The sequence below is a fragment of the Marinimicrobium sp. C6131 genome, from assembly GCF_026153455.1.
Taxonomy (GTDB): Bacteria; Pseudomonadota; Gammaproteobacteria; order Pseudomonadales; family Cellvibrionaceae; genus Marinimicrobium.
In genome coordinates, this window is the sequence record NZ_CP110629.1 from 93134 (window position 1) to 118017 (window position 24884).

Below are 24884 nucleotides of genomic sequence, written 5' to 3' on the forward strand. Positions count from 1 at the left end.
GATGTGCACGAGGGTGTCCTCCATCTATTATGGTTTTGATGCTAGAAGTGTCGCTAACGTCGACAAGAAGTGCAGCGGCAGAGAATATTGCCAGATGCGAGGTGTTACTATAATAGATATTTCAAGGTGCCGCTAACGTGCTTCGTTGCTGTGCGTGGTGCGAAATTGCTTTTTTCTAGAGAAATGATTTGGAGAATATATCGATAATGTTTTAAGTGGCTGACATCAAAGGGCTCTGAAGTATGTGGTCACTCCGGTCTGGACCATGAAAGGAGCAGATTTAGTGCGAAAGACTCTAGTGGGAAGCCGTAATATTCCAAAAAAGTCTTATATATTATTAATGGGAGGTTGCCCCATGAATCTTCTGAGTAACATGCGTGTATCAGAGACCGTATTGATATCATTTGAGTCAATGAATATCTCTCTGAATCAATCGGTTAGATAAGTTTCCAAGTCCGGTTATGGCGGCATTGACGAGGGCTGTCCGCTATGCGGATAGTCTTCTGTATAACAACCAGGCCGCTTTGACGCGGTTCGCGTAGGAGGATCGGTCCGATATTTTGGAGGGCTAAAGGCCCGTTATCCACCGATCCGTCCAGAACCACGCTCAAGCAACGATCAGGTATAGTAATACCCAGTCCCGCTCCATCGAAGGGATGCTATGGAAGGTTATAAAGGATAACGCTATGTCTGATTTCCTCTGGCTTGGGTTGATCCTGGCCGCTGTCCTGATCTGGGCGGTGTGGTGTTTCAACCGCCTGGTGCGTCTGCGCAACCAGGTGTGTACCGCCTGGAGCGATATTGATGTGCAGTTGGCGCGCCGCCACGATCTTATTCCTCAACTGGTGCGCACGGTCCAGGCCTACACTGATCACGAACGCAGTCTCTTGACCGCCGTGACCGAGCTGCGTGCGCGGGCTGTCGAGAACCAGCATCCAGGTCAGCTCGCCGCCCTTGAGAACGAGTTGGAGCAGTCGCTGTCTCGTCTTTTCATACTCCAGGAAAGCTATCCGGACCTGAAAGCCGATGGCAACTTCAGCCAGTTACAGCGCGATCTGGTGGAGACCGAAAATCTCCTGCAGTATGCACGGCGGTTTTACAACGGTGCGGTGCGTGCCCTCAATGATCGGGTGCTGCAGTTTCCGGACCTTCTGATTGCGCGAGTAGCGGGCTTTTCAACGGCTGAGTTTTTCAGCGCAGCAGAGGATCAGCGTGACGTGGTTTCGGTGAACAGGGAGGGAATGAAATGAAAGCGTTCTTGAAGGGTCTGTTACTCGCTTTTTTCCTGGCGCCAAGTGTACTGCCGGCGTCAGTGCAGGAGCGGATTCTGAATTTTCATTCAGACATCGTGGTCGAGGCCGATGGCACGCTCGATGTGACCGAGACTATCGAAGTGCGGGCCGAGGGCCGGAATATTCGCCGCGGCCTCTATCGGGATTTTCCAACCCGCTATCGGGACCGTCGCGGTGACCGTGTGGTCGTTGGTTTTGAAGTGGTCAGTGTCACCCGCGATGGCAAACCCGAGCCCTGGTTTACCGAAGACCGGGCGAACGGCATTCGAATCAATACCGGCGACGACAGCTTCCTGCCGACGCCGCTCACCACCACCTACCGGATTCGCTATCGCACCAACCGGCAGTTGGGGTTCTTCGAGCAGCACGATGAGCTTTACTGGAATGTGACCGGAACCGGTTGGATTTTTGACATTGAGTCGGCCTCGGCGCGGGTGCAGTTGCCCGAGCCGGTGCCGGCCAGTCAATTGCAGTTGGGTGTTTATACCGGCCCGCAGGGCAGTCGGGCCCAGCTCGCCCAAGCGGAGGTGACTGAACCGGGCGTGGTGCGGTTTGCCACCACTCAGCCGCTGGGTGTGCGAGAGGGGCTGACCATTGTGGTGGGCTTTCCAAAAGGTTTGGTGGCAGAACCCTCCGCGGGGCAGAGGGTCATCTGGTTTCTGACCGACAACCGGGCGCAGCTGCTCCTGCTGATCGGTCTGCTGGCGATACTGGGCTACTATCTGCATCACTGGCGCCGAGAGGGACGTGATCCTCAGACGGGTCCGGTGTTCGCGCGCTATTTCCCGCCCGAGGATTTCTCGCCCGGTGGTTTGCGTTACCTGGCCAAGGCACGCTACGACGATCGATGTTTCGCGGCGGAGCTGGTGCACTTGTCCGTGAAGGGGTTGCTCGCGATTTACCGTGACAAAAAGTGGCTTTCCGACAACTGGAGATTGCAAAAACTCAGTGAGGCGAATGATGTGGAACTCTCGCCAGCGGAGCGTGCCCTTTTCGCCCGACTGTTTGTGGGTGCCGACCAGATAACGCTCGAACAGGCAAATCACGCCATTTTGGGTGAGGCGAAAAGCCAACATCAGCGGGCACTCAAGCAGCGCTTCAAGCCCCGCTACTTTGTCGACAACGTGGGGATTACCGTCAAAGGCGCGCTTGCGTCTGTGGCGTTGGGAGCGGTGGCGTTTTGGTTGGTGGGTAATCTGGCCTCCATGACGTTCTGGGCGCTGATGTCGGCGTTGATTCTTCTCAATGGCGTGTTCGCCAACCTGATGCGCCGCCCCACTAAACAAGGACGTAAACTGCTGGATCATATCGAGGGCCTGAAACTGTACCTGTCGGTGGCCTCCAGAGATGAAATCGCCGGACTGGAACACCGTAACGCCGATGAGCCTCCGCTCAACGCCGAGCGTTATGAGAGTCTCTTGCCCTTCGCCCTGGCCCTGGGGGTCGAAGAGGCTTGGACCGGCCAGTTCATCAAGGCGGTGGGAACGGAGGCCGCCACCAGTGCGGCCCATGCCATGCATTGGTACCACGGTCCGCTTGGTCGCGGTGGGCTGGCTAGCCTGGGCAGTGACCTGGGCAAAACGCTCAGCTCACAGATCGCCTCCGCGTCTGCCGCTCCCGGTACCAGCTCGGGGGGCGGTGGTGGCGGTTTCTCCGGTGGCGGTGGCGGAGGCGGCGGTGGAGGCGGTCGCTAGCCGTTAGCGCCCGAGACCGCTAAGATCAGGTTTTAGGTCGACCGGAGCCCCCATGAGTCTCAAGCAGATCGATCAGTTGCTGAACCCGCGCTCGGTGGTGGTCATCGGTGCTTCCAACAAGCCGAATCGCCCCGGTAATGCCGTGATGCGCAATCTGCTGCAAGGCAACTTTGCCGGGCCGATCATGCCGGTGACACCCAAGTATCAGGCGGTCAATGGGGTGCTGGCCTACGGCTCGATCGAGGCGCTGCCGGAGGTGCCGGATCTGGCGATCATCTGCACCCGGGCGGCTCGGGTACCGGCCTTGATTCAACAGTTGGGCAAGAAGGGCACACGCAGCGTCATTGTGATTGCGGCCGGACTGGATGAGGTGCACACCGCCCAGGGCACCAGTCTGCAGGAGCAGATGCTGGCGATTGCCCGGCACTGGGGTGTGCGCCTGCTGGGGCCCAACTGTCTGGGGTTGTTTGTGCCCGCCATCGGGCTGAACGCCAGCTATGCCCACACCCATGCGTTGCCGGGCAAGGTGGCGTTTGTGTCCCAGTCGTCGGGTGTGTGCGTCACCATTCTCGATTGGGCGAAACGGCGGCGCATCGGTTTTTCTCATTTCATCGCCCTCGGTGACGGGGCCGATATCGACTTTGATGAGTTGATTGATTACCTCGGTCGCGACCCCAAAACCCGGGCAATTCTCCTGTATATCGACTCCATTCGCGACGGGCGGGCTTTCCTGTCGGCGGCCCGGGCTGCAGCTGCGGGCAAGCCGATTCTTTTGATCAAGGCCGGGAATGCCCGGGAGGTGTCGGATGCGGTCAGCCGGGTGCCCGCCGAGCAGCGCGGCTCGGATCGGGTGTACGATGCGGCTTTCCGGCGTGCGGGGATGCTGCGGGTGCAGGACCTGAGGGATCTGTTTGCAGCGGTGGAAACTCTGGCATACGGTCGGGAGCTGACCAGTGAGCGGCTGGTCATCCTGGCCAACGGCAATGGACCGGCGGCAATGGCGGCGGATGCGCTGGTACAGCGTGGTGGGCATCTGGTGACGCTCAGCGAGCAAACCGAAGAGGCGCTCGGCCGCCTGGTGCCCAGCGGTGGTCGGGCCCGCAATCCGGTAAACCTTCTGGGGGATGCACCCCCGGAGCTGTACCGGCAGGCATTGGCAACGATTTTGGCCAGCGGCGAAGCGGATAACGTTCTGGTCATGCACGCCCCTTCCGCGCTGCATGTCGGCGAGGTCTATGCCGAAGCCGTACTCCAGGCCTATGAGGCGCACGTCGGGCGCAAACCCAATCTGCTGGTGAACTGGATGGGGGAAGATGCGGCCTATTCGGCCCGGGAGCGTTTTGCCCAGGCGGGTATCGCCTCGTTTCGCACTCCGGAGGGTGCGGTGGCGGCCTTTATGTACCGGGTTCAATATCGGCGCAACCAGAAGCTGCTGTCGGAGACGCCGGACTCGGTCAGTGAGCTGATTCCTCACCACCCGGTATCGGTGCGCGAGATCATCGAGCGGGCACTGGCGTCGGAGCAGTTTGAGCTGCCTGCTCCGGAGGTGGCCGAGATGGTGAGTGCCTACGGAATCCGTACCCGACTCCCTGATGTGGGCGACAGTGCGCAACAGGTGTATCCGGATGGCATTGCCCTGCGAATTCAGGTGCGGGTCGACCCGGTGTTCGGGCCGGTGATTGTTCTGGGGGAAGCGGGCGGGTCGGCCGATTGGCAGCACAACGCGGTGGTGGCCTTGCCACCATTGAATATGGCGCTGGCCCGCTACCTGGTGATTCAGGCACTCGCCGAGGGCAAAATCCGCGAGCGCCACCAGCCCCTGGAGCGTCACTCGCTCTGTCTGCTGCTGAGCCAGGTGAGTCAACTGGTGGTGGACAATCCGGAGTTGGCCAGCCTGGATCTGCAGCCGGTGGTGATGTGCCAGGGCGTCTACACTGCGCTGGAGGTCTCGGCCCGTCTTGCACCGGCCGAGCAGGCGCGCCCCTTGGCTATCCGGCCTTATCCCAAAGAGCTGGAGCAACGAGTCACACTGAAGGATGGCCGCTCCGTGCTCCTGAGACCAATTCGCCCGGAGGACGAGGCTCGTCAGCAGGCATTCGACCATGCCCTCAGCCGGGAGGATCGCTACAACCGTTATTTTGGCGAGGTGTCGGAGTTTTCTCACGAACAGATGGCGCGAGTGACCCAGATCGACTACGACCGGGAGATGGTGTTTATCGCCACCGAGCGGGAGGAACGGGGCGAGGAGGTCACGCTGGGAATAGTCCAGGCCCAGATGGACCCGGATAACCACGAGGGGGAGTTCAGCATCGCCATTCGCAGTGATCTCAAAGGCCAGGGGTTGGGACGGTTGTTGCTGGGCAAAATGTTGGACCACTGCCGCGCCCAGGGCGCCCGGCGCCTGATCGGGTGGACCCTGCCACAAAACCGGGGCATGGCCAGCCTGGCGCGAAGCCTCGGTTTTCAGGTGAAGTATGACCCGGAGGAGGAAGTGGTCGAGATGCAGATTGAGTTGAGGGTGCCTGACTGAGCCTCCGGGGGTTGAATCAATCCTCAGGGCGCTCATTCACTTCAGTACTATAATCAGAGAACCCATTCAGAGTTCATTGCCGTTAAGGGAGATTGCTATGAATGAACACCAGCACAGCCAGCAGGGTCACCCGCACGCCGTAAAGGATCCCGTTTGCGGAATGACCGTTGACCCCCACACCGCGGAGCACCGCAGCCAACACGGGGGGAAAACCTGGTACTTCTGTTCGTCACGCTGTCAGTCCCGGTTTGATGAAAATCCAGAGCAATACCTTGGAGAGCAACCACCGAGGGAGGCGTCGATATCTCCGGGCACGATGTACACCTGCCCGATGCATCCGGAAATTCGCCAACCGGGCCCGGGGGACTGCCCCATCTGCGGCATGGCGCTGGAGCCCGAACAGGTGAGCCTGAATGAGGGGCCCTCTGAAGAACTCAAGGACATGACCCGCCGGTTCTGGGTTGGCCTGGTGTTGACACTGCCGGTGCTGGTGCTCGAAATGGGGGGGCACCTGACCGGGCTTGACCATATTGTGCCGGCGCAGATGTCCAACTGGATACAGGGGGTACTGGCCACGCCTGTGGTGCTCTGGTGTGGCTGGCCCTTCTTTGTCCGGGGCTGGAAATCCGTCGTCAGCCGCAACCTGAACATGTTTACCCTCATCGCCATCGGCACCGGTGTGGCGTTGATTTACAGTCTGGTGGCCACGTTGGTACCTCAGGTGTTTCCGGAGGCGTTTCGCCAGGACGATGGATCGGTTGCCGTTTATTTCGAGGCCGCGGCGGTCATCGTCGTGCTGGTCTTGCTCGGGCAGGTGCTGGAGCTGCGCGCGAGGGAGAAAACCTCTGGAGCCATCAAGGCCCTGTTGGATCTGGCCCCCGCAACGGCACGAAAGCTGGACGGTGATGGCAGCGAGGCGGATGTGCCGCTCGACCAGGTCAAGGTGGGCGATCGCCTGAGAGTGCGCCCCGGTGACAAGGTGCCGTTGGATGGCGAGGTGCTGGAGGGGCGCTCAAACGTGGATGAGTCCATGGTGACCGGCGAACCTCTGGCGGTCAGTAAAGAGGCGGGTGACCAGGTCATTGGCGGGAGCATCAATCAGCAGGGCAGCTTTATCATGCGAGCCGATAAAGTCGGCCGTGACACTATGCTGTCCCAGATTGTGCAGATGGTCGCCAGTGCTCAGCGCAGTCGCGCTCCCATTCAGGGTCTGGCGGACAAAGTGTCCAGTTGGTTTGTGCCCGCTGTCATTGTGATCGCGCTCATTGCGTTCCTCGCATGGTCCCTTTTCGGCCCGTCGCCCTCCATGGCGTACGGACTGATCGCGGCCGTCAGCGTGTTGATCATTGCCTGTCCTTGTGCCTTGGGGTTGGCCACGCCCATGTCGATCATGGTGGGTGTCGGACGGGGCGCTCAAAGCGGTGTTTTGATCCGCGATGCGGAAGCTCTGGAGCGTATGGAAAAAGTCGACACGGTAGTGGTGGACAAAACCGGCACCTTGACGGAAGGCAAACCGCAGGTGACCCGGCTCGTTCCCGCCGAGGGGTTTACCGAGGAGGACCTGATGCGCTTCGCCGGTGGTCTGGAAAAAGGCAGTGAGCATCCATTGGCCCACGCCGTTCTCGATAAAGCCAATGACATGGGCCTGAAACTGCCGGACGCAGACGATTTCCATTCTCCCAATGGCAAGGGGGTCACCGGCACTATTGAGGGTCAACGGGTATTGCTGGGTAATCGCCTGTTGATGGAATCGGAAACGGTCGATACCGCTGACTTTGATCAGGAGGCCGAACGGCTGCGCAAAGATGGCGCGACGGTGATCTTTGCCGCCGTTGATGGAAAAGTCTGTGGCTTACTGGCGATTGCCGATCCGATCAAGGAAACCACCGAAGCGGCCATCGCCGCGCTTCAGAAAGACGGCATCCGGGTCGTCATGCTGACCGGGGATAATCGCACCTCGGCTGAAGCCGTTGCCCGAAAGCTGCATATTGATGAGGTGGAGGCGGAGGTGCTGCCCGAAGACAAGGGCAAGGTGGTGCAGCGCCTGAAAGACGAAGGTCGCGTGGTGTTGATGGCGGGCGATGGTGTGAATGATGCACCGGCCCTCGCAACGGCTGATGTCGGTGTGGCCATGGGCACAGGAACCGATGTCGCCATTGAAAGTGCCGGTATTACCTTGCTGCGGGGTGACCTGATGGGGATTGTAGAAGCCCATCGGTTGTCCCTGGCGACCATGCGCAATATCCGGCAGAACCTGTTTTTTGCTTTTATCTACAACTCGGCCGGTGTGCCCATTGCAGCGGGGGTTTTGTACCCGTTTGCGGGAATCCTGCTCTCGCCGATTTTTGCGGCGGCGGCCATGTCGCTGTCTTCGGTAAGTGTCATTGTCAATGCCCTGCGTTTAAGGGTGGTCAAATTGAGGGGCGACCACGAAAAGATCGCGTGATCTATGGCGACGTCGATCATGCAAGGCTTCTAAAGCAGATACATTTTGATGGGCATCCACAGCCCCATCAGAATCATGATCAGATTCTCGGTCAGTGACACGAAGCCCAGCGGTACGTTGGAATCGCCGCCCGCGCAGGCGCATTTGAGTTCGCGCTTGTCGATATACACTGCCTTGAACACCGACGCCGCCCCGACCGTGCCGACAAACAGGGCCGCAGGTGCGGCCAGCCAGATCAGCACGCCGGCCAGCATGAGAATGCCCGCCAGGGTTTCGGCAAAGGGGTAGATGTAGCTGTAGCGCACCTGGCGCTGGGCCAGCAGATCGTAGTTGAGGAACATGGTGCTGAAGCTTTCCAGATCCTTGAGCTTCTGCAAGCCCAGCAGACACATGGCAATGGCCACAAACCACTCCAGTGTGCGAATCGACCACAGTGTGTCGAGCGCTGCCCAGGCCACCGCCAGTGCCATCAGGAACGCGGTGGAGAAGATTGCAATGATGGGTTTGTAACTGACGTCTTTTTCCCCGGCAACCTCCAGACCGAGGTGCTCTCGCAACTCCTCGTAGCCGCCGATACCGTTACAGCCTGGCCAGCGCCTTGATGTGCGCCACGGCACTGCGTCCCAGGGCCGATAGCGCATAGCCTCCCTCCAGTGTAGAGACAATGCCCCGGCAGTGATCGTTCGGATTATCGGCCTCGCGGCTCTGGTCCACCAGGGTACGCAGTTGTTCACTGACCCACTGATAGTCACGGTCCGTCAGACTGATAGAGGACATATCGTCCTCCTCGTGGGCATCAAAACCGGCGGAGACCAGCAGCAGTTGTGGGCGGAAGCGTTTCAGGGCGGGTAGCCATTGCTCGGAAATGGCCGCCTGAAACTCCTCGCTGCGACAGGTGGCGGGCAGAGGCACATTGACGATATGGTCCCGCTTCACGTCAATGGGGGTGCCCGGGTAAAAAGGATGTTGAAAGCTTGAGCAGAACAGCACCCGGGGATCGTCGTAGAACATGGTCTGGGTGCCGTTGCCGTGATGGACATCGAAATCGGCGATGGCCACCCGCTGCAGTCCGTGGTGCGTGAGCGCGTGAGCGGCGGCGATGGCGACGTTGTTGTACAGGCAAAAGCCCATGGCCCGGTCCGGCTCCGCGTGGTGGCCCGGGGGGCGGACGTTACAGAAGACCGCATCGGTCTCTCCTGCCATCACCAGATCCACACCATAGGCAGCGGCTCCGGCCGCATGGCGGGCAGCCTCCAGGGTGCCCTCGCTCAAATACACATCCGTATCAAATAGCAGAATCTGATCGCCGGCAACGGTCCCGGCCGCCTCCGCCAGGCTGTCCAGGTACCCGGCGTCATGGACACGGCGCAACTGCTCCCGCGTGACCGCCGGTGCCTGCCTGTGCATCAGCAGCCCGTCCAGACCGCTGGCTAACAGTTGATTGTTGATGGCGTCCAGACGCTCGGGACACTCCGGGTGGCCCGCGGGCATCCGGTGGCGGTGGCAGCTCGGATGGGAGAGGATGGTCGCCAGCATGGATTGCCTCCGGGGTTGGGCACCCATGCGGTGCCGAAACGATGACCGCGAGCGATCCGGGAGTGAGCGATACCGCGCGGTCCAGCGGCTTTGATCCTAAAGCAGTTGATCTCACCGAGTCCAGCTCGGGCTTGATCAAAGTCACAAAAGTTGAAATCGACGACACCGTTGGGGAGCAATTTCCGATGAAACCCGCTACCCTGTAGGTGTCAAAAAACTGCTTGTAAAGCAGTCAACAAAACGGCTATGGTTGTAGTGACTATATGAGTCCGGTCCTAAAATAACATGGAAAACCGCTCGAATATGACGTCAACAGCGCTGAAACCAACAAAAAGAAGCCTTTTTCGGACAGAAGCCGTTCTGTTTTTGTTGGTAGTATTCACGATTATTGCGATTGTCGCCGAACGCCCTCTCCTGCAAACCAGCATCACCCTGGATGCCAACGACGGCTTTGTGGCGAAATACGATGACTCTGGTAATGGTGGTTTGTCCACCTCCGAAATTACCGATCCGAACGGTATGAGCTGGGTGTGTAATCTGGTTGAAAGCGACACCTACATGTATTGCGGCTTCGAGTTGGTGCTGGATGAAGAGCGGGAAAGTGGCTTGAACCTGAGCAACTTCGATCAGGTCCGCTTCTGGATGGATTACCAAGGCCCAACCCAGTCAATCCGGCTTTATCTGCGCAACTACGACCCGCGTTACAGTAAGCCGCACGTCAATGACAGCACAAAGTACAATCAGGTCGAGTTCAATGCCGACTTGGCCGAGGGTGGACAGTGGATCGAGCTGTCCATGTCGGACTTTTTTGTCGCCAACTGGTGGTTTCAGGCCAACCGCCTGCCGCCAAATCTGGCCCTGCCCCAGTTTGATAATATCGTCGTGATTGATGTGCAGACCGGTACCCGCGGTCGGGAAGGCAGGCACGAATTCACGCTGTCTGAAATAGAGTTTACCGGCCAGGTGATTTCCAGCGAGCGTTGGTACCAGGGTATAGTCGGCACCTGGTTGGGCCTTGCCATGCTGTTTTTGATCGTGCGCACCTGGCGTCTCAAGCAGGAACTGAATCAGCGTCAGGCACGCGAACGTGAGCTGATGCAGGTCAATCAACTACTCGACAGTCGCAGCCGGACTCTGGAAGAGAAGTCAAAGACGGACCCCCTGACGGGGGCGTTTAACCGCAAGGGGATCGAAGATGCCATTGCGTTGGGGCTCATCGAGCGTCGCGAAGGAAAGCCTTTGTCGCTGGTAATGGTGGATGTGGACCATTTCAAACCCATTAACGATCACTACGGTCACGCTGTGGGCGATCAGGTGCTGACCGGGTTGTCGGCTCTGGTGAAAAATAATATCCGTGGAACCGATCTCTTTGCCCGTTGGGGCGGAGAAGAGTTTGTGCTGGTATGCCGAGATACGGATCTGCGCGAGGCCGCGGGGCTGGCGGAAAAACTACGCGGCTTGCTGGAAGAGAAAGAGTTTGACCAGGTCGGCCGAATTACCGCCAGTTTCGGTGTTGCCACCCTACGCCAGGGCGAAACGCTGGATGAGATTTTCAACCGGGTGGATCAGGCGCTGTATAAAGCCAAAGAGTTTGGCCGCAACCGGGTAGAAGTGTCCTGGTAGGGGAGCTACCACCAGGCCTTACCCCACATTTCCGGGTTGGCCCAGAAGCGGGGATTGTTCCAGTCCCGCTTGTGGTTGTAGTTGCTGATGTTATAGGTGTAGAGCGTCAGGGCGTTCCCGTCTTCGTCAACACGCGCCTGGCGACGGAACCCCAGGCCGATGAAGTCGGTGAGGGTCCAGCCCGCGTCATCCGCGACCAGAACGCCAATCTGTCGGGTACCATAGTTGCGTAACTGGCCGATGAGGGTCTGGCCGGCCGTGTGGCTCAGGTGTTCGAGGCAGCCGGTCACCAGGGCCAGGTCCTGGGTACGAGGCAGGCTGAGGCCCTGTTCGGTATCGGCGGCATCCAGATAGGTCAGTTGACACTGGCCGTGGGTATCGTGCCAGCGTTGGGCAATGGCCTGAGCCTGCTCGCCAATGGCGACGATGGAGTCGGGCTCGCAGGCGTCAACGAGGGCGGCAATGGCTTGCGTGCTGGTCTTCATACGATCCGACCTATTTGAGTTCGTCCTGCAACTTTTCCATAAACAGCTCGATGCGTCGGGCATTGGCGCCCACATCGCTGCGGCCCAGGCGGGATTTACTGCGGACATCGACCCGGCTGCCGTTCTCATGGGGCTGGATGCGGACTACCACATCATCTTTGAAGCCGAACCAGAGGGTTGTGTCAGTGGCTTCAACCCGGGCACTGCCATCGTCGAGTCGCTCGGCGCCGGCCAGATCCCAGGCCTGGCCTTCCACGACCGCTTTGGCGGCTTCGAACACGTCATCCACAGGTTGCTCGACAATCAGCGGCTGGAGATCGGGGTAGGCTTCTCGTTGCTGTTTGGCTGTGTCCTCACCGGCATACTCGGGCGGATTGGGAGCGCCTTCGCGCAAGGGCAATATCGCCACAAACGCCGGCGGGTTATCGAGGTCGGTGGTAATGTCGTGAATCGGGGGCACTGACTGCGCGGTCTGCCACTGGCTGAAGGGCAGGTAAAAACTGAACAGCCCCACCACGGCGGAAATCGCCAGCGCTGAGGTGAATCGTCCTTCCGGTTTCCGCCAGATAGCGTAGCCGATGATCAGCGGCACGCTGGCGATGCCCACATAGGCCCCCCAGCGCAACAGGGTAAACGCCTGCCCGAGATCCAGCCAGCCATTGCGGAAGCTCGGGCCGGCGATAAACACCAGAAACAGCGCCGCAAAGCCGCTGAGCAGAGCAATGATGCCGAGTAGTTTTTTCATAAAACCGCCTTGTCGTTGTGAAAGCTGTTGTCAGGATGAAAGACCACGTAAACTGTTCCGTTAATTACGGATAGCTCCTATTTTCGATCACAAAGCGGGTGGCGTCTATGACTGTATCCCAGGAACTCTCAGTACAGTTTAACCCCGGAGCGCGGGTCAGCGTGAACGAGGTGGGTGTCGAGCGTCAACCTGTGGTCTGTATCGACGACTTCCTGCTGGGCGCGGAAGCTCTTCGCGCAGACGCCATTGCCAGGAAGGGCTTTGATGATAATACCGGTTTTTATCCCGGTCTGCGCTCAGCGGCGCCTCCCGCCTATTATCAGGCGCTGCAAGACTGCCTGCCCGGGCTGGTCGAACGGGTGTTCGGGATCCGCTCCGGGCAGATTGCCAGCGTCGAGTGCTCCTACTCGCTGGTGACCACCCGGCCGGATGATCTGCACCCGGTACAACGCATTCCGCACTTTGATTCTAACCGGCCCACCGAGCTGGCGATGGTTCACTTCCTGTGTGGCCCGGAATTGGGCGGTACGTCGTTTTACCGGCACCGCGACACCGGTTTCGAGTATGTGGATGCCGGCCGTCGGGAGCGCTTTCTGGGGGCACTTGAAGCGGATGCCAATGCCGGACGTTTACCGCCACCGGGCTACATCAATGGCGATACCGATCAGTTTGAGCGTATTGCGTCCTATGAGGCGGCGTTCAACCGGTTATTGTTGTACCGGTGCACGAGTCTGCATTCGGGGAATATTGCGGAGGGGTTCGATTTTGACACCGACCCCGCAAAGGGCCGATTGTCGATCAATACGTTTTTGTTGAATGGGTAACGGCGGATAAGCCGAAGGCGCATCCGCCGTTACTTAAAGCTGATATTACAACTCCAACGTCACCAACGACTTCGCCGGCATTTCCACGATCAACTTACCTTTCTCGACCCGGGCGCCGTCAAAGCTGACCGGTACCAGGTTGTTCGGATTGTCGAAGGTGTTGTGGGCGTTCATCGCTTCGGCGGTCAGAATCCGACCGGACTTCACGGCGCTCACATCCATCCCTCTCAGATCGATCTCAACGGTGCGAGCCTGGTTCGGATCGATGTTGGTCAGGCTGATATGGGTACGGCCGTCTTTGTCCCGAGAGGCCGTGGCGCTCAACGCTGGCAGGCTGTCGCCCTCGTAGCGGTACTTGCCTTTGTTCAGCTTGATCGGCAGCGCCGCCGCATCCCGATGCACCTTGTACATGTCGAATACATGGTAGGTCGGGGTCAGCAGCATTTTCTCACCATCGGTCAGAATCATCGCCTGAAGGACATTCACGGTCTGGGCGATGTTGGCCATTTTCACCCGGTCCAGATGCTGGTGGAAAATGTCCAGTGTCACCGAGGCGGTCAGGGCATCGCGCAGGGTGTTCTGCTGGTACAGGAAGCCCGGGATGGAGCCTTCTTCCTGCTCGTGCCAGGTGCCCCATTCGCCCACGATCAGCCATACACGCTTCTCGGGGTCGTGCTTGTCCATCATCTTTTTGTGGCCAGTGATGATTTCGTCCATCTCGATGGCACGATCCATCAACTCGAACCAGTCGCTTTCGTCAAAGTTGACCGCTTCGCCTTTCTTGGTGGTCCAGGAGCCCTGGATGGTGTAGTGGTGCAGATCGAGCCCGTCGATCATGTCACCGGCGCGTTCCATGACCACATCCGTCCAGTTGTAGTCGGCCCCGGCGGCGCCAGCGGCGATGCGGAAGGGCTTCACGTTCTCATAGGGGTGCAGGAAGGTGGCAAAGCGCCGGTAGAGGTCGGCGTAGTACTCGGGGCGCATGTTGCCGCCGCAACCCCAGCTTTCATTGCCCACGCCCCAGTATTCGACGTTCCAGGGCTCGGCGCGGCCATTCTCGGCGCGCAGCTTGGACATGGGACTCTCGCCCGGGTGGTTGACGTACTGCCACCAGTTGGCCATGTCTTCCACGGTGCCGCTGCCGACATTACCCACGACAATGGGGTCGGTTTCCAGCTCGGCCACCAGGTCCATGAATTCGTGGGTGCCCACGGAGTTATCTTCGGTTACCCCGCCCCAGAGGTTGTTGACTACCGAGGGACGCTGGTCTTTCGGGCCGATGCCGTCCTCCCAGAAATAGTAGTCGGCAAAGCAGCCGCCCGGCCAGCGCAGGTTGGGAATGCCGAGGTCCTTCAGGGCGTCGATGACGTCGTCACGGATGATGTAATCGCCATTTTCATCCTGCTTCCAGAGACCATCATAGATGCCCCGGCCCAGGTGTTCGGCGAAATGGCCGTATATGTGCTTGCTGATGATGCCCGTGCTTTCGTCGGTATCTACGGACATTTTATGGGTGCTGGCGGCTACCGCTGGCATGGCCAGGGTGGCGGACAGCAGAAAGGAGCTCAGGAGTTTCATAGGCTATCCCTTGGGCTATTGCTTATTGATGGTTTGGTTATAGTCAATCCGTAATAAAGTATCATACGACAAAAGGTGTTGGCGAGCCTTTACGGTCCTTTACACCTCTGATTACGGCCGGTATGGATTTTGTGGTTTACTGAAGCTGAATCTGATGGCCGATGCATTCCAGCGGCTCGACGCGTCCTCCGGGAATCAGTTTGTAGAAGTGGGTGGAGGCATCCTGGGCCCGGTGTTGCTTCAGCGCCAGTGACAGGCAGTAATCATCGTCGAGCTCATAATGATGGAACTGCCAGTCATGGGGGTCATCGTTCAGACTGTCGTCAAATTCCGCCGTAATCAGACCGTTGTTGTCAATGTGGAAGCGGGCCTTGTCCAGACCGTTGGCAATGCCCAGGCCGCGGGCCTTCAGGTAGGCCTCCTTCAGGGTCCAGAGCCGAAAGAAGTGCTCGCTCTGACGACTTTCCGGGAGGTTGGCCAGTTCATTGGCTTCCGCCCCGGAAAAAAACCGCTCCGCGAGCTCGGTCAGAGGCTTCTGGTGGTGGCGATGCTGCAGGTCCACGCCAATCGGCTTGTTGACGGTGATGCCTATGGCCAGCCAGTCCCTGCTGTGGCTGAGGTTGAAGCTCAACTCGGACATGGGGGAATCGTCGCTCAGTCGGGGCTTGCCGCGCTCACTGCGCTCGAAGTGCCAGCGTTTGGGCGGAATGCTGTCCGAGTACTGGGAGAGACTGCTGCGCAGTCCCGCGCGGGTAATCAGTTGCTCGTCCCGGAGCTCGGGACGGGAGTAGTGATCGAGGCCCTGACGCTCTTCATCGCTGAGCCACTGCTCGAAGGTGTCTCGCTGTTCATCCAGGTGAACGCTGCGCTGGTCGATCAGCCAAAGGTGAACGATGTTGTGGGGCTGCAGAATCATAGACTCAATCCGTGGGTGGTTTACCTGTTAGTGTTATAGGAGCCTAACACGCCAATATCAACCGTTACCCGGGTTTCCATGGACTCTCGGGGTCAAATTATCGTTACATGACTATTTTGGAGGGTGGAATGATCAAATCGCGCGCAGCGGTGGCCTGGGGCCCCGGAAAACCTTTGACGATAGAAGAAGTGGACGTCATGCCGCCCAGGGCCGGCGAGGTGCTGGTGCGGGTGGTCGCCTCGGGGGTGTGTCACACGGACGCCTTTACCCTGTCGGGGGACGATCCGGAAGGCAATTGGCCGGCGATTCTGGGGCACGAAGGCGGTGGCATTGTGGAGCAGGTCGGTGAGGGTGTCACCGGGATCGAGGTGGGGGATCATGTGATCCCCCTATATACCCCGGAGTGTGGAGAATGTAAGTTCTGCAAATCCGGCAAAACCAACCTGTGTGGCAAAATTCGCGCGACCCAGGGCAAAGGGGTGATGCCGGATGGCACCTCGCGTTTTTATAAAGACGGCCAACCGATTCATCACTACATGGGTTGCTCTACCTTTTCCGAGTACACCGTGCTGCCGGAGATTTCCCTGGCCAAGGTCAACAAGGCGGCCCCGCTGGAAGAAGTGTGCCTGCTCGGCTGTGGTGTCACCACTGGCATGGGAGCCGTGTTGAACACCGCCAAGGTGGAGCCGGGTGCGACCGTGGCTATTTTTGGTTTGGGGGGCATCGGTCTGTCGGCCATTATCGGTTCGACCATGGCCAGGGCCGGGCGCATTATCGCCATCGACATCAACGAGCGGAAGTTCGAGTTGGCAAAAAAACTCGGTGCCACCGACTGTATCAACCCGAAAGATTACGATAAGCCCATTCAGGAAGTGATTATTGATTTGACCGATGGCGGTGTGGACTACTCGTTCGAGTGCATCGGAAACGTGAACGTCATGCGCTCCGCACTGGAATGCTGCCACAAAGGGTGGGGTGAGTCGGTCATTATTGGTGTCGCCGGCGCCGGCCAGGAAATCAGCACCCGGCCGTTCCAACTGGTGACGGGTCGAGTTTGGCGCGGGTCCGCTTTTGGTGGCGTCAAAGGTCGCAGTGAGTTGCCGGGGATTGTCGAGCAGTATATGCGCGGCGATTTCAAACTGGATGACTTCATCACCCACACCATGCCGCTGGAAAAGATCAACGACGCCTTTGATCTGATGCACAGGGGCGAAAGCATCCGCAGCGTCATTCACTTTTAAGGAGCTTGATATGACATTGGAGCGGCTCAGTAGCAACAAGAGTTTCGGCGGTTGGAACCAGCAGTACCGCCATGCCTCCGAGGTGCTCAGCTGCACCATGCGCTTTGCGATCTTTCTGCCGCCTCAGGCCGAGGAGCGCAAGGTGCCGGTGGTTTACTGGCTGTCGGGCTTGACCTGTACCGATGAAAACTTTATGCACAAAGCCGGCGCCCAGCGGGTCGCGGCCGAGCTGGGGGTGGCGATCGTCGCCCCTGATACCAGCCCTCGTGGCGAGGACGTGCCGGACGACCCCGAGGGCAGTTATGACTTTGGTCTGGGCGCGGGCTTTTATGTCAACGCCACCCAGGCCCCCTGGAAGACGCACTATCAGATGTACGATTATGTACTGCATGAGCTGCCTCAGTTGATCGAGCGTGAGTTTCCGGTCACGGACCAACGCGCCATCAGCGGTCACTCCATGGGTGGTCACGGCGCGCTGGTGGTGGGGCTGCGCAACCCGCAGCGGTACACGTCGATTTCGGCGTTCGCACCCATCAGCAATCCGATTCACTGCCCCTGGGGGCAGAAGGCCCTGAGCCGGTATCTGGGCGACGATGAGGCGGCCTGGCGCGAGTACGACGCCAGCGAACTGCTCAAAGCCAGGGGCTGTGCGTTGCCCCTGTTGGTCGATCAGGGCGAGGCGGACAACTTTCTGGAGGAGCAGTTGAATCCCGAGGCCCTGGAGGCGGCGGCTGAAGCGGTGGGGGCGCCGCTGACGCTCCGAGTGCAACCGGGCTACGATCATAGCTACTTCTTCATTGCCAGCTTTATCGAAGACCATCTGCGCTTCCATGCACAGCTGTTTGATTAAGGTGTCAGGCCATTGGGGGATGTGATCTATATGGTTGGCCAACTGCTGGGGTTGGTCAGCTACGGTTTGGGCGTCTACTGCTTTTTTCAGAAAGATGATCGCAAACTGAAAATGTTCATGTTTGTGCTGCAGTTCAATAACTGTTTGCACTTCGCCCTGCTGGGTGCGCCAACGGCGGTACTGAGTTCGCTGCTGGCGGTGGTGCGCACCGGACTGTCACTGAAAACCAGCTCCCGACTGGTTGCCTGGTTTTTTATCGCCTTCAGTGTGGCGCTGGGGGCGTGGCTGGTTGAGAAACCACTGGACTGGCTGCCGGTGATTGGGGCCTGTATCGGAACCTACGCGCTGTTCTGCCTGACCGGTATTCAGATGCGCCTGGCCTTCCTGGTGGGCGCATGTTTCTGGTTGGCCAATAACATCGCGGTCGGCTCGATTGGGGGCACCCTGCTGGAAGTGACGCTGATCAGTGTCAATTCCAGCACCATCATCCGCTTGTGGTTGGCGAAACGTCGGTAGCTCAGGAGGCTTGGCTCAAGGATAAAACCGGGACTGCTCCTTCAGCGCGCGTTTGATCAGCTCCATCGGTAAGGGAGCATCGTCTATCGGCTCCAACTGAGTGCTCAGCATTTCCATTCCGCCCGACGGGTAACTCACCAGCTGGAGATCCTCGGTCAGAAAGGCCGCGTTCATGTAACTGTGCGCGATACTCCACTTTTTGTCGTGAGGGGTATAGAGGTGTTCACCGCTCGAATAGCTCTCGGTCGCACTTTGGGAACACCCGAGCACGTCGGTCAGTAGGGTGGGCGCGAGGTCGAAATGCTCGGTCCGGTGTTCAACGACACTGGGCGCCTTGCCGGGCCAATGGATGACCAGTGGAACCTGGAGCTGATAGCGTGAGAAATTGCTGCCGTGACCCCAATAGTTCATCCCGTTGTCGTTAAATTCCTGGCCATGATCCGAGGTGATGATAACGAGGGTGTCTTCCATCAGCTGGCGTTTTGACAGGTCGGCCAGAACCCGATGAATCTGGTCGTCGACAAAACGTACCGTGGTTTTGTAGACATTGAAATAGGGCTCGGGGTCGAACTCATCGTCCAGCGCCAATTGATTTACGGACTCCCAGTAGGGTTCGATACGCGGGTAATCGGGCGGGACCTGATAGGAGTGCGGCGCATCGTAGAACAGGAACCCGAAAAAGGGCGAGGTGCCGTCATGGGACGAGCGCCTGTCGAGAAAATCCAGCCAGTCTTGAGTGATCTGTTGGTCGCGCTGCCAGGAGGTGTCCCCCGGTGTTTTCAGACGGAGTTCTTTAATGGATGAAAACACATTGCGGTCGAAGGCCGGGCTCACCAGCGTGGCCGAGCTCAGTATTTGGGATTGGTACCCGAGGGACTGCATGCGTTGAATCAATACCGGCGGCACCTGGTGGGCGGAAAACGCGTCCCAATAGCTGGCCGGTAACCCGTAAAACAGGGTGAATATGCCCGGTTTGGTGGCGTTGCCATTGCTGTAGTGATCAGTGAATACCTGTGCCGACTCCGCAAAGCGGGTGGTGTTGGGCATCCAGCGCGGATCCAGCATATCCCAGCGCAGGGAGTCCACGGCGATCACCAGGATGTTGGGGAGCTGCTCGGGTGTCGTGCACTGGAGCGCTGCCGTTGGATAGTTCAGAGCACCCTGGCCATCGGGTGCACTCATTTGCTCGACCACCGAGGCTTCCCGCACGGCCTGAGGGTCAACCCAACCGTGGCGGGCAAAAAAGCGCTTGGCGGTCGCCGCGTGATAAAGCGGCAAGTGGCGCGCGACTCGGGTGATGCGATGATCGTAGTGGGCATCCGCCCAGGCATTCCAGCCGTGAGCCAGCAGCTGGCTGGTTATCAGTATGGCGAGAGGCACCCATAGATAGCGACGTGGCGTCAAAATCCAAAAGCGTCGAGCCAGACTCCATTGCGATAAAGCGAGCGCGACAATGGCGATGCCGCCCACCGCCCAGGTCTGCCAGGAAAATGAAAATATTTCGGTGCCACCGCCAACAATCAGTTCGAACACAAAACCCGACAGGTGAAAACGGAATTGGTGGTAAACCACGGTGTCGAGCAGCAGCAAAGCAACGCCAGCGGTGCCGATGACGATGGCTGTCGGACGCAATAATGACTGCGGCAGAATCAGTGTCAGCAGGAGCAGCGGCAGACCAAACAGCCAGGCCAACAGGGAAAACTGGGCAATCATCGCCAGGGCTACGTAGAGTCCGGTGGCGGTGTCCGCCACGGTCATCCAGGGCAGATAACGAAAACCGATCAGCAACGCAATCAGGCTGTTGGCGACAATAAACCAGCCCGCCCATCGGACGCGTTCGCGCAACGGACGGCGGTATCGGAAGAGGGATGGCACGTAAAGCTCCTTGCAGTATGCGGCGGTTTTCTTCAGGTGGGTCGTTTACAATTCAATCTAACAGAAAGCGCAGAGTGCGATCGTAAAAAAGTGTATGGGGTTACGGCGGATGCACTGCGCCAACTGCGGTTCTAACCGTAGGGCGGATAAGTGCGAAGCACGCATCCGCCGTTACCCAAACTTCGTTACGACCGCGGCATACTCCAACCGCCCCCCATCGCTTTGAACAACGTCGCCGTCGCCGCCAACCGGTCACTCATTGCCTGACTCAACGCCAACTCCGCGTCGAGCAAACCGCGCTGTGCGTCCAGTAACTCATAAAAGCCGATACTCCCGGCGTCGTATTGCAACTCCGCCAGTTCGAGTGTTTCCTCAATCGCTTCGGCCTGGCGACGCACCGCCTCTACACGACGGTCGGAGGTTTGATAAATGACCAGGGCATCCCGGGCGTCACGAAAGCCATTGGTAATCGCCAATTGGTATTGCGCTTCGGCCTGGGCAAGTTGCGCCTCGGCGCTTTCGATCCGCGAACGGGTGCGACCAAAATCAAACAGCGGGCCGGCCAGGTTGGCACCCACGCTCCACATTTCCGCGGGCGCGGTGAACAGGTTGTCGCTATCGAGCGCCACGCTGCCGCCCAGCGCCTGGAGGTTCAGGCTTGGGAAGCGCTGTGCCTTGGCGACCCCCACGCGGGCATTGGCCGCCACCAGAGCCTCTTCCGCCGCGCGAATATCCGGGCGACGTTGCAGCAACTCTGAGGGCAGAACCGCCGGTACGCTGTCGGGCAACTCGATCTCGGTCAGCTTGGCGTCACCGAAATCCAGTTCACTCAACAACTCCCTGGGACTGTAGCCCACCAGCATGGCCAGGGCGCTGCGTAACTCGTGTACGCGCTGCTCCTGTTGTGGCAGGCGGGCGCGGGTACGTTCCAGCGAGGCGCGCGCCTGGCGAATGCTCAGTGGGTTGCTCGCGCCACTTTCGTAGCGCACTTCTTCCAAGGCCAGCGTTTCCTCGCGTGTTCCCAGAGTTTCCCGGGTGATCGCCAGTTGCTGCTCGGCGGCGCGCAGGTTGAAGTAGGTGGTGACCACGTCGGTGATCAGGTTCAGGCGTACCGCTTCGGTGCCAAACACCGATTGCGCCAGCAGTGCGCTGGCCGCTTCGCGTTCGCGCGCCAGACGGCCCCAGAGATCCAGCTCATAACTTAGCACACCGTTTACCGAGAATTGGTTGCGGATTTGGCCGCCGCCCAATTCGGGCGGCATGACGGCTGCTGAGCCTTGCTCCCGAGTGGCGTCTGCCTGGGCGTTGAGTGACGGCCAGCGATTGGCTTTGCTGAAACCAAGTTCCGCGCGGGCCTGTTCGATCCGTTGGAGCTGCACTTGCAGCTCCAGGTTATCGTCCAAAGCGCGCTCGACCAGCGCATTCAGCGTGGCGTCGTCGAAGCGGGTCCACCACTGTTGCCAGTCGCCGGTGTCTTGCCCGAGCAGTTCGTGCTCGGGCCACTGATCGGGCAGGTCCGGTGTCTGAGCCTGATAATCCGGGCCCAGGGCGCAGCCGCTGAGCAGAGCGATGGCGGCGGCCAATGAGGTGAATTTACGCATTGTGCTCACCTCCGTTACGTTGTTTGCGGTTTTCATTCCAGGTCACCAGATCTTCCAATACTTTGTACGTCAGCGGTACGAACAGCAGTGCCAGAGAGCTGGCCAGTACCATCCCGCCGACCACGACGGTACCGATCTCCTGGCGACTCGCGGCACCGGCACCGGTGGCGAAGACCAGGGGCAGCGAACCGATGATAAAGGTCGCGGCGGTCATGATGATGGCGCGGAAACGCTGCCGGGCGGCGGTCATGGCCGCTTCGGTGGAGCTCATGCCTTCACGGCGGTTCTGCGCGGCGAACTCGACAATCAGAATGGCGTTCTTCGCCGCCAGACCGATCAGCACCAGCAGGCCCACCTGGAAGTAAATGTCATTCGGGTAGCCGCGCAGCAGCGATGACAGTGCCGCCCCAAGAACCCCAAAGGGAATGGCGGTGGCCACGGCAATCGGCAGCGTCAGACGCTCGTACTGTGCGGCGAGAATCAGAAACACCATCAGCAGCGCCATACCGAAGGCGGCGGTACCGGAACCGGCGGCGGCATCCAACTGGTAGGCCTCGCCGGTCCAGCCGATCTGAATGTTGGCGGTCTGACCGATGTCGTTCACCACCGCTTCCAGAGCGGTCTTGGCCTGGCCGGTGGTAAAGCCCGGCGCCGGGTCGGCCATCAGTTTGGCCGCCGGATAGATGTTGAATCGGTTGATGATGTCCGCCCCGGCGGTGCGCTCCAGTGTGACCAGTGAGCTCAGCGGAATCCGCTCGCCACTGTTAGAGCGCACGTAAATATGACGCAGGTCGTCGGCCTGGTTGCGGTACTCGCCCTCGGCCTGCATGTTCACTCGCCACAGGCGACCCTGGTAGGAGAAGTCGTTGATGTAGGAGGAGCCCATGGTCGCCTGCAGGGTGCTGAACACTTCGTTTACCGGCACGCCCATGGCCCGGGCTTTTTCCCGGTCCACTTCGGCGTGGAAGCGCGGAATGCTGGTATCGAGTGTGCTGCGGGCGTTGGTCAGCTCCGGGCGTTCGTTCGCGGCGGCGATCACCTGCTGGGCCAGCTCGTTGATACGCTTGGGGTCAGAGCTGTCGCGCACCTGCAGGTAGCCCTCGACACCACCGGTGAGCGACAGCCCCTGGATCGGCGGTGGGGTAAAGGCAATCACATTGGCCTCCTGAATGCCCATGCCCATGCCGATCACCTTGCCGGCGATATCGGAAGCGGCCTGGCCTTCCCCTTCCCGTTCGTCCCAGGGGGCCAGGTTGATAAAGCCCGCCATGGCATTGCTGCGCAGGGAACCCGCGACAATATCGAAGCCGGCAAAGGCGGTGAAATCCTGTACTTCATCCAGGGAGAGCACCTGTTGCACCAAACGGTCGCGTGCTTCTTCTGAGCGTCCCAGCGCGGAGGCCGGAGGCAGGTGAGCCACTGCGAGCGCCACGCCCTGATCTTCCTGGGGTACCAGGCCGGAAGGCATGCGGCTGAAGGAGAACACAGTGACGACGCAGAAGAAGGCCAACAGACCCAGGCCAATGACCCAGTGCTTGAGCAGCTTGCCCACCAGATTGACGAAACCGTTGGTCAGGCGCTCAAAGGCGTTGTTGAACAGCTGGAAAGGTTTGCTGACATCGTGGGCTTCTTTATCCAGCAGCAGGGCACACATGGCCGGCGTCAGGGTCAGTGCCACTACGCCGGACACCACCACCGAGACCGCAATGGTCACCGCAAACTGTCGATACAGCTCACCACTGAGGCCGCCCAGGAAAGCCACCGGCGCGAACACCGCCACCAGTACCAGCGTGGAGGAGATTACCGCTCCGGAAACCTGCTTCATGGTTTCGATGGAGGCATCGCGGGCTTTCATGCCCTGCTCGACAATCAAGCGTTCGACGTTTTCCATCACGATAATGGCGTTGTCCACCACGATCCCGATGGCCAGCACCAACCCGAACAGGGTCAACATATTTACCGAGAATCCCATCGCCTGCATGCCGGCGAAGGTGCCGATCAGCGAGACCGGAATGGCCGCCACGGGAATCAGGGTGGCGCGAATGTGCTGCAGGAACAGGAAGGTCACCAGGACAACCAGCACCACCGCGATCAGCAGCGTCAGGATCACCTCGTTGACCGATACCTGGACAAACTCCGTGGTGTCGTAGGGCACCTTGTAGGCCATACCGGCCGGGAAATCTTTGGCGATTTCATCCAGTGCGTCATAGAGCCGCTCGGAAGTTTCCAGAGCATTGGCGCCGGGCTGAAGGTAAACCCCCATCGGCACCGCCGACTCACCGTTGTAGGTGGCGGAGAAGTCGTAGCGCTCGGATCCAAGCTCCACGCGCGCCACATCTTTCAGGCGCAGGCTGGCGCCCTGGCTGTCGGTGCGCAGTGCAATCTGTTCAAACTCCTCCGGTTCTACCAACTGGCCACGGGTTGAAACACTGAAGGTAAAGGCCTGATCCTCCGGGGAGGGTTCCGCCCCGATTCGACCCGCCGCATACTGCGCGTTCTGATCCCGAATGGCAGCGCCCACTTCGGCCGTGGTCAGGTCGTATTCCGCCAGCTTGGCCGGGTCCAGCCAGATGCGCATGGAATAATCCTGCGCACCGAACAGCGATGCATCACCGACGCCTTCCAGACGCACCAGTTCGTCCAGCACGTTGAGCAAAGCGTAGTTGCTGATATCCAGGGTGCTCTGAGTACCATCTGGCGAGTAGAGCACCGGCACCATCAGGATGTTGGTTGAGCGAGATTCCACTCGCACACCCAAGTCTCGGACAATCTGCGGTAGTCGCGGAGTGGCCGCCTGAACCCGGTTGTTGACGTTAATGGCGGCCTGATCCGGATCCGTGCCCATGGCAAAGGAGATGGATACCTGCAGGGTACCGGCATCGGTGCTGGTGGACTCCATGTAGATCATGTCATCCACACCGTTGATTTCCTGCTCCAGTGGGGCCGCGACCGATTCGGCCAAGACCTCGGCGCTGGCGCCGGGGTAGGTGGCGCTCACCACGACCTGGGGCGGTACCACGTTCGGGTACTGCTCAACCGGGAGCACCCGCAGGGACACAATCCCCGCGATGATAATGATGATCGAAATGACCGACGCGAAAATCGGCCGGTCAATAAAGAAGCGCAACATCA

19 protein-coding genes are annotated in these 24884 nt (G+C 59.4%); 10 read left to right on the plus strand and 9 right to left on the minus strand.

Features of this window, described 5'->3' with window-relative positions:
* Positions 1-686 precede the first annotated feature (686 nt).
* From OOT55_RS00350 to OOT55_RS00365, 4 genes are all read left to right on the plus strand, one after another.
* Positions 687-1250, plus strand: a complete 564-nt coding sequence (locus OOT55_RS00350; RefSeq protein ID WP_265367215.1) for a LemA family protein — start codon at positions 687-689, stop codon at positions 1248-1250.
* Positions 1247-2986 carry a DUF2207 domain-containing protein gene (locus OOT55_RS00355; protein ID WP_265367216.1) on the plus strand — a complete coding sequence of 580 codons (1740 nt, stop codon included), beginning with the start codon at positions 1247-1249 and terminating at the stop codon, positions 2984-2986. Before OOT55_RS00350 ends, OOT55_RS00355 begins: the two co-directional genes overlap by 4 nt.
* Positions 2987-3038: 52 nt before the next feature.
* Positions 3039-5516, plus strand: a complete 2478-nt coding sequence (locus OOT55_RS00360) for a bifunctional acetate--CoA ligase family protein/GNAT family N-acetyltransferase (protein WP_265367217.1) — start codon at positions 3039-3041, stop codon at positions 5514-5516.
* A gap of 97 nt (positions 5517-5613) precedes the next feature.
* The gene (locus OOT55_RS00365; RefSeq protein WP_265367218.1) at positions 5614-7962 is read left to right on the plus strand and encodes a heavy metal translocating P-type ATPase; all 2349 of its coding nucleotides are present in this window, start codon (positions 5614-5616) and stop codon (positions 7960-7962) included.
* Between the two features lie 29 nt (positions 7963-7991).
* On the opposite strand, the gene OOT55_RS00370 is transcribed toward OOT55_RS00365, so the two are convergent.
* Together OOT55_RS00370 and OOT55_RS00375 are read right to left on the minus strand one after the other, a co-directional pair.
* A complete protein-coding gene (locus OOT55_RS00370) occupies positions 7992-8603 on the minus strand; it encodes a MauE/DoxX family redox-associated membrane protein (RefSeq protein WP_265367219.1) in 612 nt (203 codons plus the stop codon).
* Positions 8542-9498: a histone deacetylase family protein gene (locus OOT55_RS00375; protein ID WP_265367220.1), complete on the minus strand. Its 957-nt coding sequence runs from the start codon at positions 9496-9498 to the stop codon at positions 8542-8544. The genes OOT55_RS00370 and OOT55_RS00375 overlap by 62 nt, the downstream gene beginning before the upstream one ends.
* A gap of 41 nt (positions 9499-9539) precedes the next feature.
* Between OOT55_RS00375 and OOT55_RS00380 the strand changes: the two genes are divergently transcribed.
* Together OOT55_RS00380 and OOT55_RS00385 are read left to right on the plus strand one after the other, a co-directional pair.
* Positions 9540-9704: a hypothetical protein gene (locus OOT55_RS00380; protein WP_265367221.1), complete on the plus strand. Its 165-nt coding sequence runs from the start codon at positions 9540-9542 to the stop codon at positions 9702-9704.
* A gap of 160 nt (positions 9705-9864) precedes the next feature.
* Positions 9865-11121, plus strand: coding sequence for a GGDEF domain-containing protein (locus OOT55_RS00385; RefSeq protein ID WP_265367222.1), 1257 nt, complete (start codon positions 9865-9867; stop codon positions 11119-11121).
* Positions 11122-11126: 5 nt separating this feature from the next.
* Here the strand turns inward: OOT55_RS00385 and OOT55_RS00390 are convergent, their stop codons facing one another.
* Complete coding sequence (locus OOT55_RS00390; RefSeq protein WP_265367223.1) at positions 11127-11606, minus strand: DUF6231 family protein; 480 nt, start codon at positions 11604-11606, stop codon at positions 11127-11129.
* 10 nt (positions 11607-11616) lie between these two features.
* Entirely contained in the window at positions 11617-12351 is a 735-nt protein-coding gene (locus OOT55_RS00395; protein WP_265367224.1) for a DUF1499 domain-containing protein, read from the minus strand.
* Positions 12352-12458: 107 nt separating this feature from the next.
* Between OOT55_RS00395 and OOT55_RS00400 the strand changes: the two genes are divergently transcribed.
* The gene (locus OOT55_RS00400; RefSeq protein ID WP_265367225.1) at positions 12459-13175 is read left to right on the plus strand and encodes a DUF6445 family protein; all 717 of its coding nucleotides are present in this window, start codon (positions 12459-12461) and stop codon (positions 13173-13175) included.
* Positions 13176-13220: 45 nt separating this feature from the next.
* Here OOT55_RS00400 and OOT55_RS00405 read toward each other — a convergent pair whose 3' ends face one another.
* On the minus strand, positions 13221-14753 hold the full coding sequence (locus OOT55_RS00405) for an alpha-N-arabinofuranosidase (protein ID WP_265367226.1): 1533 nt from the start codon (positions 14751-14753) through the stop codon (positions 13221-13223).
* Between the two features lie 136 nt (positions 14754-14889).
* Positions 14890-15669, minus strand: a complete 780-nt coding sequence (locus OOT55_RS00410) for a 4'-phosphopantetheinyl transferase family protein (protein ID WP_265367227.1) — start codon at positions 15667-15669, stop codon at positions 14890-14892.
* 128 nt (positions 15670-15797) lie between these two features.
* On the opposite strand from OOT55_RS00410, the gene OOT55_RS00415 reads away from it, so the two are divergent.
* The 3 genes from OOT55_RS00415 to OOT55_RS00425 are packed head-to-tail and all read left to right on the plus strand — an operon-like array spanning position 15798 to position 18276.
* Positions 15798-16910 carry an S-(hydroxymethyl)glutathione dehydrogenase/class III alcohol dehydrogenase gene (locus tag OOT55_RS00415; RefSeq protein WP_265367228.1) on the plus strand — a complete coding sequence of 371 codons (1113 nt, stop codon included), beginning with the start codon at positions 15798-15800 and terminating at the stop codon, positions 16908-16910.
* Positions 16911-16920: 10 nt separating this feature from the next.
* Positions 16921-17760, plus strand: a complete 840-nt coding sequence (fghA, locus tag OOT55_RS00420) for an S-formylglutathione hydrolase (RefSeq protein WP_322113821.1) — start codon at positions 16921-16923, stop codon at positions 17758-17760.
* 30 nt (positions 17761-17790) lie between these two features.
* Positions 17791-18276 carry a YgjV family protein gene (locus OOT55_RS00425; protein ID WP_265367229.1) on the plus strand — a complete coding sequence of 162 codons (486 nt, stop codon included), beginning with the start codon at positions 17791-17793 and terminating at the stop codon, positions 18274-18276.
* Positions 18277-18291: 15 nt separating this feature from the next.
* Here OOT55_RS00425 and OOT55_RS00430 read toward each other — a convergent pair whose 3' ends face one another.
* The 3 genes from OOT55_RS00430 to OOT55_RS00440 all read right to left on the minus strand — a co-directional run bounded on the left by OOT55_RS00430 (position 18292) and on the right by OOT55_RS00440 (position 24882).
* Positions 18292-20151 (minus strand): DUF3413 domain-containing protein, encoded by a 1860-nt coding sequence (locus OOT55_RS00430; RefSeq protein ID WP_265367230.1) that lies wholly within the window; start codon positions 20149-20151, stop codon positions 18292-18294.
* A gap of 185 nt (positions 20152-20336) precedes the next feature.
* Complete coding sequence (locus OOT55_RS00435) at positions 20337-21752, minus strand: efflux transporter outer membrane subunit (RefSeq protein ID WP_265367231.1); 1416 nt, start codon at positions 21750-21752, stop codon at positions 20337-20339.
* Positions 21745-24882 (minus strand): efflux RND transporter permease subunit, encoded by a 3138-nt coding sequence (locus OOT55_RS00440; RefSeq protein WP_265367232.1) that lies wholly within the window; start codon positions 24880-24882, stop codon positions 21745-21747. The genes OOT55_RS00435 and OOT55_RS00440 overlap by 8 nt, the downstream gene beginning before the upstream one ends.
* Positions 24883-24884: the final 2 nt, after the last annotated feature.